The sequence below is a fragment of the Lysobacterales bacterium genome, from assembly GCA_016721845.1.
In the GTDB taxonomy this organism is placed as follows: Bacteria; Pseudomonadota; Gammaproteobacteria; order Xanthomonadales; family Ahniellaceae; genus JADKHK01.
In genome coordinates this window covers 1,058,084-1,072,102 of the sequence record JADKHK010000013.1, presented here as the reverse complement: position 1 = coordinate 1,072,102, position 14,019 = coordinate 1,058,084, and the positions used below count along the sequence as shown (strand labels likewise).

Here is a 14,019-nt window from a genome sequence, read left to right as displayed (position 1 = left end):
CCAATCCTGGGCGATTGGGCAACTGCGGTCAGCCGGCGCTGCCGTGCAACCGCACGAAATCGACCAGTTCCTCGGGTGAAATCGGGCGCGAGAACAAATAGCCCTGCGCCAGGGTCGTGCCCTGGCGCACGAGGAACTGGCGCTGGGTCTCCGTCTCGACGCCTTCGGCCACCACCAGCATGCCGAGACTCTGGGCAATGCGGATGATGGCTTCGCAGATCGCGGTGTCGGTGGGCGTGGCCGGGATGCCCTGCATGAAATGGTGGCTGATCTTGAGTCCGTCGAACGGCAGCCGGCGCAGGTAGTTCAGCGCCGAATAGCCTTCGCCGAAGTCATCGATGACCAGCGATACGCCGAGCGCCTTGATCGCGTTGAAGATGTCGAGCGTGTCCGGCACATCCTCGACTAGCACGCGCTCGGTCATTTCGAGTTCCAGCGCATCGCCGTCGAGGCCGTGGTCGTGCAAGGCCGAGGCGACCACTTCCGGCAGGTTGTCGCTCAGGAACTGGCGATACGACACGTTGACCGCGACCCGCGGCACGGCGATGCCGGCATCCCGCCAGGCCCGCAGTTGCCGGCAGGCTTCGCGGATCACCCAGGCACCGATGCGCACGATGTCGCCGGTGTTTTCGGCATGCGAAATGAACAGGTCCGGCGCCAATTCGCCGAGCATGCGGTTGCGCCAGCGGATCAGTGCTTCGGCGGCCGTGACCTTGCCACTGACCAGATCCACCTGCGGCTGGTAGCGCAGGTAGAACTCCTGATTGTCGAGCGCCCGTCGCAGCTGCGTCTCGACCAGCAGGCGGTCGGTGAGCTTGCGCGCCAGTGCCGGCGTGAACGCTTGCCAGTTGTTGCGGCCCCTGCGCTTGGCATCGAACATCGCCGCGTCGGCGTGATTGATGAGCTGCTGGATGGTCGCGCCATCTTGCGGATACTGGGCGATGCCGACCGACGCGGTGATCGAGAATTCCTCGCCGCTGTGCGGGAACGGTTCGGCGAAGGCCTCGGTGATGCGCAGGGCCATGTCGCGCGGCAAGTGATCGCCGGGGCAGGGCGCGATCATCGCCATGAATTCGTCGCCGCCAAAACGCGCGAGCAGCGTCTCGGCCCCCACCGCGCGCCGCAAGCGCTGCGCCGCCGCGACCAGCAGGCCATCGCCGGCGGCATGGCCGAGCAGATCGTTGATCACCTTGAAGCGATCGAGATCGACATAGAGCAGGGCCGGGCCGGTGCCCGGCTGCGCTTCGTCCAGAGCCAGTGCCAGCTGGCGCATCAGCGCATCGCGGTTGCTCAGGCCAGTGAGCGGATCGGTCAGCGCCTGGCGCCGCAACTGTTCTTCCTGGCGCTTGCGCGAGGTGATGTCCTGCGCCGTGCCGATCACGCTCTCGACGACGCCGCGCTGAAGTTGTGGCTGACCGATCACGCGCAGCCAGCGCCGCTGCCCGTTCATCGTCACGACCCGCAATTCGAGATCGAAGGCATCGTTGCGCAGCCGTGCCGCGTCCATCGCATTGCGCATGCGCTCGCGGTCGCCGGGCACGAACAAGGCATAGACGCCGTCGCGGTCCAGCCGGCCTTCGCCGGGCAATTCGAGCAGGCGATGCAGTTCGCGCGATCCGTACATGCGGTCGCGACGGAAGTCGTAATGCCAGCCACCGATGCTGGCCAGCGACTGGACTTCGTCGAACAGCATCGATTCGAGCTTGAGCGCAGTGACATCGCTGAACATCGTGATGACCTGGAAGGCGCCCGCTTCGCCTTCACGGTGTTGCGGCACGGCGGTCACCGAGAACCAGGAATAGCCGCCCAGCGCCGGACTGTTGATGCCGATCACGGTCGAATCGATGGCCCGTCCTTCCGAGAGCGCACGATTCGGCGGCAAGGCCGACGGTTTCAGCGGCTGGCCATGCTCGTCGACGAAGCGCCAGTCCGCCACGCTCAGCGTTTCCGCGCTCAAGTCCGCTTCCGACATCCCGAGCATGCGTTCGGCCGCGGCATTGGCCGACAGCACGCGGCCATTGCGGTCCTGCACCAGGATGCCCTTGTCGATGGCATCGAGCAGTTCCCGGTAGCGGCGCTCGGAATCGCGCAACTCGCGTTCCGCGGCATGGCGCGCGCTGACATCGCGGACGACCGCGATGATGCGCATGTCGTCGCCGTCGAGAAACATGCGCGAATGCGCCTCGATCGGAAAATAATGGCCGTCGCCATGGCGATTGGTGGTTTCGACGGTTTCGGTGCGCCCGACCTGGAAGGTGTCGAACAACTGCGGGATGTAACCGTCCGGCAGCGCCGGGTTCAGGTCCTGGATGCGCAATCGCCGCAGCTGGTCGAGCGGATAGCCATAGACCGATTCGGCGGTCTTGTTGGCTTCGAGGATATGCCCGTGGCGGTCATGCACGGTGACCGCCTCGGGCACTGCATCGAGCAGACTGCGGTAGCGCGATTCGAGCGCGTCACTGGCACGCAGCAGGGCCTCGATGCGCTCGCGCGTGCGCCGCAGCGGGATCGCCGCCGGCTCGTCCACGGCGAGGGCCGCAATGGCATCGGCGAGACGCGCAATCGCATCCTCCCAAGCCTGCTTGATCGTCGTCTGGGCGGACGTCATATCGCGGTTCGCATCTGGCTTCATGACCGGGCCACTGGCTCCCGAACAGCGAAAACTGTGACGAAGATAACACTTTGGCCGACCTCGGGGCGGCTACGCCCCCAGGGCGTTTTCAATATGTGTCATCAGTGCGCGATCGCAGTCCGGATGGTCGACGAGGTCGTTCAGGCCGCGATCGACACGGTCGCGGAAGTCGGCGCGGAAGTCGCCGTCGCCGATGCGCTGCAACGCGAGTTCGGCCAGTTCCTCGGGCGAGTCGGCCTGCGCGCCTTCAATGCCGAGCAGGCGCAGCATCGTGGCGCATTGGCGGCCACGCATGAATTCGCCGGCACAGGTCACGATCGGCAGGCCGGCACGCAGGGCGTCCAGCGCCGAGTTTCCGCCTGACCAGCCCAGGGTATCGATCATCAGATCGCAGCTGGCGATCGTTTCGAGGAAGCGGGTCCGGGACAGTTCCGGCAGGAAATGCAGACGCTTCGCCGCAGCGGCGCCCACGGCACGACTCAGGCGCGCGCGAAACCGTGCGGCATCCGCGGTCAGATCGGCGCCGAAGAAGGCGAGGCGCAACGTGCCATCGCCATCGAGCAGTCGCGCGTAGATCGGATCGTTGTCCGGCAACACCTTGAAGATCGATTGCGGGACCACCGCCAAACGGCCCTCGGGCAAGCCGAGTTCGTATCGTGTCCGCAGCGCCGGCTTCGGCGGCAACGCGAAACGGGTGCCGAGACCGGGCAACGGCAGCAGGGTCTCGCGATACGCGGACGGCGCCTGTGCGGGTTCCATGTCGCCGCAGGTGAGGTAATGCGAGACGCGCGGCAGCCCGGACGTCACCGGATGTCCCCAGGCCATCCATTGCTGGCGACCCAGGCCTGCGGCCGCGGCCGCGAACAGGCGCTGGTCCATGCCGAGCTCGGGGAAGATCACCAGGTCCAGGTCGAGCGCCCGCACCTGCGCAATGAAATCGTCGACGTGTGGGCCGAGCAGATGGAAGGTGGGCGCGCGCGTCGCGAATTCCTTCGTCTGTCCGTCCTCGCGCGGACCGAATTGCACCAGATGCAGGTCCAGGTCCATGCCGGCGAGCAAGTCGATCCAGCGCCCGAAATAGGAACCGACCGTGCAGTAGTACCAGTTCGCCGATACCAGCCCGACGCGCTTGCGGCCGGGGCGGCGGCGTTCGTCGAGCGGTTTCAGTTGGCGACCCAACACCGAGGTCGCGAGATGCAGCCAGTCGCCGAAGTGGCTCTGGAGTTCGCGGTCGTCGCGGCCGTGATAGGCGAGCAGGAAGTTGCTCCATACCACCTGTGCGACCCGCGGTTCGCAGCGCAAGAGACGGGGTTCGTCGTAGTGACGGGTCAGGTCCTGCAAGCCTTGGGCAAATGCGGTGCGTACCTGGTCGAGTTCGCCGGCATCGAGCAGGGTGTCGGGCAGCGCCATCGCTCGGGTCAGCGCGATCTGCAGCTCCGGCGACCGCTCGCCCAAGCGGGCCGGGTCGGTGCAGCGGGCCAACAGCGGCTCGGCACTGCGGCGATGCACCATCGCGTCTCGCTGGGCGCCGACGATGGCTGCGACTCGCGCTTCGGTCGATTCGACGCTGGCGAGAAGACGGTCGGCGACATCGATCGCGCCACAGCGCGTGGCGATGCTGATGGCCGAATCGCGCAGATCGTCGGTGATGCGGGTTGCGCGCAATCGTGCGGCTGCGTCGTCGTCACGCCCGGCGTCGCTCAGGCAATCGGCGATCCCGAGAGAGACGGCTGGCTCCGGGGCTTCGCGATCCAGGGCTTCGTAGATCGGAAGCGCCGCCTGCGCGTCGCCCGCCCGGCGCAGCGAACCGGCCAGGTTGAAGCGGGCTTCGCGATGCGCAGGGAATACCGCCAAGGCCGCGCGCCACTCGCTCTCCGCCCTCGCGAACTGGCCGGATTCCAATGCGCGATTGCCGCGCCGGTTCAGGGTCGTCGCGAGGTTGCGACGGATCGCCGCGTCATCGGGTCGCAAGGCGTGCAGGGCTTGCAGGGCTTCCAGCAGGGCGTCGGCATCGTCCAGCTTGATCGCGGCATTGGCCTTGATCGACAGCGCCTGCAACTGACCGGGTTCGTGCGCGAGCACCCGTTCGACCTCGCGCAGTGCCGTCGCATAGTCGGTCGCGGCAAAGGCGGCATGGGCGCGCGCCAGCAGGTTCGCCGTCATGCGCACGCGGCAGCAGGCGCCAATGCGCGCCCGAGTTTCGAACCGTTGTCGCGGCCGAGTTCGGCGCTGATCCATTGCCCGGCGGCGACGAGTGCGTCGAGGTCGATGCCGGTCGCGAAGCCCATGCCGTGCAGCAGGTAGACCACGTCTTCGCTGGCGACGTTGCCGGTCGCGCCGTTCGCGTAGGGGCAGCCGCCGAGGCCGGCGACCGAGGCGTCGACGACGCGGACGCCGGCTTCGACGCAGGCGAACACGTTGGCCAGCGCCTGACCGCGGGTATCGTGGAAATGCACGGCGAGCGCGCCCATCGGCACCGCGTCGGCGACCGCGCGCAACATCGCGCGCGCCTTGGCTGGCGTGCCGATGCCGATGGTGTCGCCGAGCGAGACTTCGTAGCAGCCGAGTGCGTGGATGCGTTTGGCGACGCGCACCACGTCGCGCAGGTCGACGTCACCCTGATACGGGCAGCCGAGCACGGTCGAGACATAGCCACGCACCTTGACGCCGTCGTTGTGCGCGCGTTCGAGGATGGGCGCGAAGCGTTCGATCGATTCGTCGATGCTGGCGTTGATGTTCCGGCGGTTGAACGCCTCTGACGCCGCCGTGAACACCGCAACTTCACGCACGCCGACCGCAAGCGCGCGCTCGTAGCCCTGCAGGTTCGGCACCAGCACCGGGTAGTCGACGCCTTCGTGTTTCTGGATACCGGCATAGACTTCCGCGGCATCGGCCAGCTGCGGGATCCACTTCGGGCTGACGAAACTCGTGGCTTCGACGCTGCGGTGACCGGCGGCGGAGAGACGGTCGATCAGCGTGATCTTGGTCGCGGCCGGGACGATGGTCTTCTCGTTCTGCAGGCCGTCGCGCGGCCCGACTTCGACGATGCGGACGCTGTCATGGCTCACAGGCGGACTCATGCGCTCACTCATGGGGCTTGGGTTTGCCGTCGGTGGGTGCCGATTTCAAGAGGGCGCCGAGCTCTTTCGCAGTCTTGTCGTCGAGACGGCGAAGCTCGAAGAAGGCGCGATCGATCGGATCGAAACGCTTGAGCCAATCAGCAATGGCATCGCCATCGCCGCTGATCGTCGTGTTGACGTTGCAGTTGCCGTCCGTCCCGCACTGCGACTGCGAGCCCGACTCGACCTTGCCGCGCACCAGCCCTTCCGCGATGCGATGCGCTTCACGGCGCGGGTCGCCGTCGAACAGGTCGATGCGGTCGGTACGCACGACATAGCGCAACAGTGCAAAGCCTTCGCCCACCTCGCGCTTGCCGTCCGGGTTGTTCGGGACATCGGACACGGCCAGATAGCCGATGTCGCCGATACGGCGGAAGTCGAAACGCATCTGTGACGACAGGTCTTCTTGTTTGCGTTGGCCATCCGCGTCCGTCTCGACCGTGACCCAACGCGTGCAATCGTCGGACACATGCAGATGGAGCGCATCGTCGTTATCGCCGTCCACGGATTCTGCTTGGACGCGCCACCAGCCAGTAAAAGCCTGGTCACAGGCGATGACCTCGCCGGTCGGAATCGATTCGACGGTGAGTTGTTCGCAGCCCGACAGCGCGAACGCCGCAAGCGCAGCCAACAGAACGGGTTTGATCAGCGAGAAATTCATGCGGCCTCCACCTTGGCGAGCAGGACATCGGCTTCGACGAAATCGCCAGGCGTAGCGCGCAGGTCGACGACCTTGCCGGCATGCGGCGCGCGCAGCGTGATCTCCATCTTCATGGCTTCCATGATGACGAGCTCCTGGTTCGCCTCGACTGTCGCGTCGAGCGCGACCTTGACCGCGATGATGCGGCCCGGCATCGGTGCCTTGATCGCGTCGGCGCCATGCGTCACACCGGCTTCGAACGCGAACGGGCTGCTCGGGTGCAATCGGTAGCGGCGACCGTCGACGAAGGCCAGCCAGTCGTCTCCGGATCGACGCACGCGCACGCGCAGTGCGCGATCACCGAGGCGCGCGCTCAGCCATTCGCCGTCGTGCAGCGCGTGTTCGACCTCGACATGGCGGCCCTCGATATCGAGCGCGTATCGCCCGTTCGATCCGTGTGCCACGAGGACGAAGCGCTGGCCGCGCCATTCGAAACGCACCACGCGCTTGCCGACATGGCCGAGGCGCCAGGCGTCGGCGCGCGCCCATGGGCTGTGCGGATCGGCGCTCGCGCGGGCTGCATCAATGGCTGCGGCTTCCTCGGCCAGCAGTTCGGCGCACGCCGCCGCAATCATCGCGGGCTCGGGCAATTCGGTCGGCGTCGCCAGCACCTCGTCGAGATGACGATCGAGGTAACCGGTGTCGATGGTCGCGTTCGCGACTGCCGGGTGGCGGATCAGTTGTTCGAGGAAGTCGATGTTCGACTTCGGGCCGAGCACGTCACACTGCGCGAGCGCTTCGGCGAGGCGGCGCAATGCGGCCGGGCGATCGATGTCGTGCACGATCATCTTGGCGATCATCGGGTCGTAGAAGATCGAGACGGTGTCGCCTTCGATCACGCCGCCGTCGATGCGTACTCGGGCATCCGGCTGCGGCAGCGCGAGGCGTGTGATGCGACCGGAGCCGGGCAGGAAGCCGTGTTCCGGGTCTTCGGCATACAGCCGCACCTCGATGGCATGGCCGCGCGTGGTGACTTGATCCTGGCGCAGCGGCAATGGATCGCCTGCCGCGATCCGCAGCTGCCACTCGACCAGGTCGAGCCCGGTCACGAGTTCGGTCACCGGATGCTCGACCTGCAGGCGGGTGTTGATTTCCATGAAGTAGAAATCGCCGCGCGGACCGACGATGAACTCGACCGTTCCGGCATTGCGATAGTCGATGGCCTTGCCGGCGGCGACTGCGGCGGCACCCATTTGCGCGCGCAGTGCCGGCGTCAGGAAGGGCGAAGGCGATTCCTCGATGACCTTCTGGTAACGACGCTGCGCCGAACATTCGCGTTCGTTGAGGTGGATCACCTCGCCGTGCGCATCGCCGAAGATCTGGATCTCGATGTGGCGCGGGGTTTCGACATAGCGTTCGAGCAGCACGCGATCGCGGCCGAAGGCATTCTTGGCCTCGCGCTGGCAGCTCTCGAGATTCGCGGCGAATTCGCTTGATGCACGCACGATGCGCATGCCCTTGCCGCCGCCGCCGTGCGCGGCCTTGATCATCAGCGGATAACCGATGCGGTCGGCTTCGCGTTGCAGCAGCGCCGCATCCTGGTTCTCACCGGTGTAGCCAGGGACCACCGGCACGCCGTGGTCCTGCATCAGGTTCTTGGCGCCGGCCTTGGAGCCCATCTTGCGCATCGAGGCCGCGCCGGGGCCGATGAACACGAGACCGGTGGCTTCGACCGCTTCGGCGAAATCGGCATTCTCCGACAGAAAGCCGTAACCGGGATGGATCGCTTCTGCGCCCGTGCGTTTCGCAGCGTCGAGGATCACGTCGCCGCGCAGATAACTCTCGGCCGGGCGCGAACCGCCGATATGCACGGCTTCGTCGGCCTGGATCACGTGCTGCGCGTTCGCGTCGGCATCGGAATAGACGGCGACGGTGGCGATGCCGAGTCGACGGCAAGTGCGAATCACGCGACAGGCGATTTCGCCGCGGTTGGCGATCAGGACTTTGCGGAACACGAGGCGCTCCTTGCGGGGGCTGCGATTGTAGGGCTCAACCCACCCACCGCGGCGGGCGCTTGTCGAGGAATGAGGTGAGTCCTTCCTGTCCCTCGGCGGAGACGCGCAGGCGGGCGATGAGATCGGCGTTGTCGCGGTCGCGGGCCAGTTGCCATTCGGGGGTCATGCCGGCCTGGCGCAGCGCGAGTTGCTTGGCTTCGCGTTGCGCGACCGGTCCGCCCTTGCCGAGGAAGTGCAGGGCGCGCTCGACCGCGGCATCGAGCTCGCTCGCGGGCACGAGGTCGTGGATCAGGCCGGCGCGCAGCGCATAGTCGGCATCGAAGACTTCGCCGCTGACGAACAAGCGGCGAGCGTGGCGCAGTCCGATCGCCGCGACGACATACGGCGAGATCACTGCCGGCACCAGGCCGAGCTTCACTTCCGACAGCGAAAATTTGGCTTCCGGGACGCCGATCGCATGGTCGCAGCAGGCGATCAAACCGACTCCGCCGCCATAGGCCGAGCCGTTGACGCGCGCCACCGTCGGTTTCCCGAGATAGTTGAGCGTGCGCATCAATTCCGCCAGCTTGAGGGCATCGTCGCGATTTTCGTCAGCCGTGGCCTGGGCCATGCGCCGCATCCAGTTCAGGTCGGCTCCGGCGGAAAAGGTGTTGCCGGCGCCGGTCAGGACCACGGCGCGCACGCTGTCGTCGCCATCGAGCTGCTTCAACGCGGCCGTGAGTTCGGCGATCAGGGCATCGTCGAAGGCGTTGTGGACCGGCGCACGGTCGATGACCAGATCAGCCGTCGCGCCACGGCGTTCGATGCGTATGGACGAGGTCATGGCAGATCCGGTCGGGCAGGGCCGCGGATGATAGCGGCGCCGACCCATCAGCCGGATCGCGACGAACTGATTCAGGTCATCACTTCGCCCATGGTTGTGCGTATAATGCGAACCATTCTCATTTGTATCGGACGGACCCGTTCGTGAAACTGTCGGAATTGCCGCGCGGCGGCGGTGGCATCGTGATCGACGTGGAACCCAATGGACCGAATGACGCGATTGCGCGGCGCCTGCGCGATCTCGGCTTCGTTTCCGGCGAGGCGGTCAGCGTGCTGGCGTTCGGGCCGGTCGGGTCGGAACCGATCCTGGTGCGCATTGGCGACGCCCGCTTCGCGTTGCGGCGTGCCGAAGCGGCCCGCGTGCGCCTGCAGGATCAGACCCCATGAATGCCGCGCGCGCGACGGTCGCTCGGCAGATCGCCCTGGTCGGCAATCCGAACTGCGGCAAGACCGCGATGTTCAACCAGCTCACCGGTAGCCGCCAGAAAGTCGCGAACTATGCCGGCGTAACGGTCGAACGCAAGGAAGGACGCTTCACGACCGCGTCCGGACAGCAGGTGCGCGTGCTTGATCTGCCCGGTGCCTACAGTTTCGATGCGACCAGTCCGGATGAGCAGATCACGCGCGATGTCTGCAAGGGCCATCACCCGGAGGAACCGAAACCGGACCTGCTTGTCTGCGTGGCTGACGCCACCAATCTGCGCCTGCATCTGCGCTTCGTGCTGGAAGTGCGCCAGCTGGGCCAGCCGATGCTGCTGGCATTGAACATGATGGACGCGGCCGCGCGGCGTGGCATCCGCGTCGATATCGCCCGGTTGCAGGCGGAACTCGGCATTCCGGTGATTGCGACGATTGCCGTCAAGCGCAACGGCGTGGATGCATTGCGGAGCGCGATCGATACCGCGCCCCCGGCTGCACCAACGGTCATCCCGGCGCTCGATCTGCACGCGGAAACGCGACGGCTGATGCGCGCCGCGGTGCAATTGCCGGTGCAAAGCACGGCGGTGGAAGACGCGCTGGATCGTGTCGTGCTGCATCCGGTGTTCGGCCTCGCATTGCTGGCGACGATCATGTTCCTGATCTTCCAGGCCGTGTACGCCTGGGCGGCGCCGCTGATGGAAGCGATCGATGCGGGTACCGCGGCGTTGGCGGCCTGGGTCAACGCGACCCTGCCGGAAGGACCACTCGCCAGCCTGCTCGCCGACGGCATCATTGCCGGCCTTGGCGGTGTCGTGATCTTCCTGCCGCAAATCCTGATCCTGTTCGCCTTCATCCTGCTCCTGGAGGAGTCCGGCTATCTGCCGCGTGCGGCATTCCTGCTCGATCGCATGATGTCGGTCGCGGGCCTGTCCGGGCGCTCGTTCATTCCACTGCTGTCCAGTTTCGCCTGCGCGATTCCGGGGATCATGGCGACGCGTTCGATCCAGGATCCGCGCGATCGCATCGCCACAATCCTGGTCGCACCATTGATGACCTGCTCGGCGCGGCTGCCGGTGTACGCACTGCTGATCGGCGCATTCATTCCGCGCCAGAAAGTCGGCGGCGCATTCGAGTTGCAGGGATTGGTGCTGTTCGCGCTGTACATGGCCGGCGTGCTGAGCGCGCTGCTGGTGTCGTTCGTGATGAAGAAATTCCGGCGCGACAAGGGTGAACACGCGCTGTTGCTGGAGTTGCCGGCGTATCGCGTGCCGCACGTGCGCGACCTCGCGATCGGCCTGTACGAGCGCGGCATGATTTTCCTCAAGCGGGTCGGCGGCATCATCCTGGCGCTGACGGTGTTGCTGTGGTTCCTGCTGTCGTTTCCGGCTGCGCCGGCGGATGCCGTCGGGCCGGCGATCGATTACAGCTTCGCCGGTCGCATCGGTCATTTCATGGAGCCGGTGTTCGCGCCGCTCGGGTTCAACTGGCAGATCTGCATCGCGCTGATCCCGGGCCTGGCCGCGCGCGAGGTGGCGGTGTCGTCCCTCGCGACGGTCTACGCGCTGTCGGCGGCCAACGACGATGCGGCGATCGCGCAATTGACCGGCATCGTCGCGAACGAGTGGTCGCTGGCGACGGCGCTGTCACTGCTGGTCTGGTACGTGTACGCGCCGATGTGCCTGAGCACCCTGGCAGTGATCCGTCGCGAAACCAATGGCTGGAGGCACGTCGGCATCGCCGCCACCTATCTGTTCGGGCTCGCGTATCTCGCGTCGCTGATCACCTTCCAGTTGACGGCATGGCTGGCATGAGCGGTTACGACGCCATGCAATGGACGATCATCGTGCTGGCCATCGTCGCCAGCGCGATCTACGCCATGGGCAAACTCGCCCCGAATGCCGTGCGCCGAGCCCGCACGATGCTTGCGTTGATGTTCCTGCAACCGAACGCCGGCAGGTTCGAGCGACAACTCGGCCGCTGGCTTGCCCCGAAGCGGCAGTCGTCCGGCGCCTGCGGCAGCAACTCGTGCAACGGCTGCGGCGATGCCAAGCCGGCAGCGCCGACACGGCGAGCCGGCTAGAAGCGGTAGGCGAACATCAGCGTGACCACGTTGACCTTGTAGTTCGGGCTTTGTTCGCCGAGCAGGATGACATTCGCGAGCTGGTTCGCCTCGATGCCATCGAGCGCGAAATCGCTGGCGCGGAACTGTTCCTGCCACAACCTCGCCTGCAGGTCCCAGTCCGTGTTCATGTGGTACTTGCCGTAGACGCTGAGCGAACTCAGGTGCGTGTGATTGATCGGCAGCGGCGCCGAGGTAAGCAGGCTGCCGGTCGTCAGCGAGATCGCGTTGCGGGATTTCAGGTGCAGGTAGTCGGCGCCGACGTCGAACTTCCTGTCGACCACCGTCCAATGGGTGCCGGCGCCGTTCGAGTGCACGGCATCGCGATGGAAGGCTGACCAGGCGCGATTCGGGTTGTCGGCGTCGCCGACGCGGGTGCCGCCGCCGATGGACACGCCGTTCTGGTCGAGGTCCATCTTCTCGCGCGAATGGAACGCATAGATCGACCATGTGGCGGACGGCACGTAGGCGACGTCGACCGTGTAGACGCTGTTCCTGGCCGATGTCACGCCCAGTTCGGACTGGTCGTAGTCATCCTCGATCGTGGATGCATCGAGACTGATGTTCCATTGCTCATGCGGGGTGAAGCTCAGGTTCGCGCCGATGCGATCACGGACGCGATCGGCGAGGAAGAATCGGCGCAAGCCCGGCGGATTCTCGAACTGCCCGGGCACCGTGCTGGTGTAGCCCGGCGCATAGCCCGACAGGAACGGTTCGTTGCCGTGGTAGGTCGAGCCGCTGCGATCGGCACGTTCAAAGCGCAAGGCACCGCTGAACCAATCGGCGACGGCGTGGCGCAGGTTGATGCTGAACGCGGTTTCGTCGGCGCTTTCGCGTTCGGAATAGGTGCGTTCGGTCTCGCTGCGCGTCAGCGCCGCATTGACGTTCGTCGTGCGGCCCGCGTGCCAGGCGCCGTCCAGCTTCAGCTTGGTCGACTGATAGCTGTAGGGCTCGTTGAAGCGTCGGTTCGAACTGGTCGCGGACACGTTCTGGGTCGTCGAGTCGCCGCCGATGTAGACATACTCGTCCCGTGGCGTCTGGTTGTCGCGATCATCGAAATTGACCGAGGCATTCCAGGACAGTGCGGTGATCGGACGTCCGCCGATGCGCAGGCTGGCGACCGTGGTGTCGATCTTGCCATCCAGGGAATCGCGCGGCAGCGGCTGCGTGATCGATGCTGCGAGCACCGGATTCACGGTGTAGGGCAGGAACGGGTCGTCCTGGGTCATGCGGCCGACCGCCACGTTGCCGCTGGCACGCACGTCGTTGGCAAACGAATAGCCGCCGGTGATGCTGAACTGGTGGAACTGATTGTCGGGCGGCAGCGCCATCTGGCCTTCGCCGGTCGGAAAGCCGGCCGCGGCATTCCAGCCATTGATCGCGGTGTAAGGGTTTTGCCAGATCAGTGAAGCATTGCCGTCGTCGAACAGCGACACCAGATACTTGAACTCGAGTTGCCGATGATCGTCGGCATAACTCAGCGTCACGTCGGCCTCGCGGGTGTCGTAGTCGATCGGCTCGGGCAGGATCACTGCCCGCGGATTGCCGCCGCTGTTGCCGATGACTGCACCCAGACTCTTGATGCCGTCCTTGTGCTCGTGACGCACATGGGTGTCGATGCCCCAGCCCCGCGCCAGTTCGTATTCGAGACCGACGCCGATGCGCTTGCGCTCGCTGCGCAATTCCAGGGAATCGAGGTTGGGCAACAGCTGGCTCATGCCGGCGGTATTTTGTGCGCCGACCCAGTTCGCGGGGAGCGTCAGTTGGGTGCTGCCGACGCCGTCGAACACGGTGCTGCCGGTGTCCGAGCGCGTGGTCGGGAGTTGGGCGTAATCGAGGCGTACGCGGTAGTCGCCCTGACGACCGAATTCCACGGATGCGGTGCGGGTCGAGAGCCCGAGATTGCGGCCGCGAACGCGAACATAGCTCGGGTCTTCGGCGTCGTAGGCGGCGCGTCGGTACCAGTCGAGATTCAGCACGCCGTAACCGCCGCGGTCCTCGAGACCGCGATAGCGGCCGAAGCGGAACGAATCATCGTCGACATAGAGCAGGCCGACTTCGAGCCAACTCGCGACCTCGGTCAGATCGCGCAACAACTGCGGGTCGGGCGCTGGCGTGGTCGGTTCCTCAAGACTGAATTCGTCGCCCGGGTCGCTGCTGTCCTGGGCCCAGGCCAAGGTCGACAACGACAACAGGATCGCCGCATGCAACATGCGGTGCGTCGGTATTCCGTGCGAAGCGCGAGTGGTCAT

The 14,019-nt window shown here is 65.9% G+C and carries 10 protein-coding genes; 3 read left to right on the top strand and 7 right to left on the bottom strand.

Annotation, left to right across the window (positions count from 1 at the left end):
• Window positions 1-28: 28 nt before the first annotated feature.
• From IPP28_12165 to IPP28_12140, 6 genes are all read right to left on the bottom strand, one after another.
• Window positions 29-2,608, bottom strand: a complete 2,580-nt coding sequence (locus IPP28_12165) for an EAL domain-containing protein (GenBank protein MBL0041769.1) — start codon at window positions 2,606-2,608, stop codon at window positions 29-31.
• Window positions 2,609-2,701: 93 nt separating this feature from the next.
• The gene (locus IPP28_12160) at window positions 2,702-4,795 is read right to left on the bottom strand and encodes a tetratricopeptide repeat protein (protein ID MBL0041768.1); all 2,094 of its coding nucleotides are present in this window, start codon (window positions 4,793-4,795) and stop codon (window positions 2,702-2,704) included.
• The gene (locus IPP28_12155) at window positions 4,792-5,712 is read right to left on the bottom strand and encodes a hydroxymethylglutaryl-CoA lyase (GenBank protein ID MBL0041767.1); all 921 of its coding nucleotides are present in this window, start codon (window positions 5,710-5,712) and stop codon (window positions 4,792-4,794) included. The genes IPP28_12160 and IPP28_12155 overlap by 4 nt, the downstream gene beginning before the upstream one ends.
• Window positions 5,713-5,716: 4 nt before the next feature.
• A complete protein-coding gene (locus IPP28_12150) occupies window positions 5,717-6,412 on the bottom strand; it encodes a hypothetical protein (GenBank protein ID MBL0041766.1) in 696 nt (231 codons plus the stop codon).
• Window positions 6,409-8,406, bottom strand: coding sequence for an acetyl/propionyl/methylcrotonyl-CoA carboxylase subunit alpha (locus IPP28_12145; GenBank protein ID MBL0041765.1), 1,998 nt, complete (start codon window positions 8,404-8,406; stop codon window positions 6,409-6,411). The genes IPP28_12150 and IPP28_12145 overlap by 4 nt, the downstream gene beginning before the upstream one ends.
• Window positions 8,407-8,440: 34 nt before the next feature.
• Window positions 8,441-9,229, bottom strand: coding sequence for an enoyl-CoA hydratase/isomerase family protein (locus IPP28_12140; protein ID MBL0041764.1), 789 nt, complete (start codon window positions 9,227-9,229; stop codon window positions 8,441-8,443).
• Window positions 9,230-9,372: 143 nt separating this feature from the next.
• Here IPP28_12140 and IPP28_12135 point away from each other — a divergent pair, with 143 nt between their 5' ends.
• From IPP28_12135 to IPP28_12125, 3 genes are read left to right on the top strand one after another with little or no spacing between them, the layout of a single operon-like run.
• Window positions 9,373-9,615 (top strand): ferrous iron transport protein A, encoded by a 243-nt coding sequence (locus IPP28_12135; GenBank protein ID MBL0041763.1) that lies wholly within the window; start codon window positions 9,373-9,375, stop codon window positions 9,613-9,615.
• A complete protein-coding gene (feoB, locus tag IPP28_12130) occupies window positions 9,612-11,459 on the top strand; it encodes a ferrous iron transport protein B (GenBank protein ID MBL0041762.1) in 1,848 nt (615 codons plus the stop codon). The genes IPP28_12135 and feoB overlap by 4 nt, the downstream gene beginning before the upstream one ends.
• The gene (locus IPP28_12125) at window positions 11,456-11,728 is read left to right on the top strand and encodes a hypothetical protein (protein ID MBL0041761.1); all 273 of its coding nucleotides are present in this window, start codon (window positions 11,456-11,458) and stop codon (window positions 11,726-11,728) included. The genes feoB and IPP28_12125 overlap by 4 nt, the downstream gene beginning before the upstream one ends.
• On the opposite strand, the gene IPP28_12120 is transcribed toward IPP28_12125, so the two are convergent.
• A complete protein-coding gene (locus IPP28_12120; GenBank protein ID MBL0041760.1) occupies window positions 11,725-14,019 on the bottom strand; it encodes an MtrB/PioB family decaheme-associated outer membrane protein in 2,295 nt (764 codons plus the stop codon). The genes IPP28_12125 and IPP28_12120 overlap by 4 nt on opposite strands.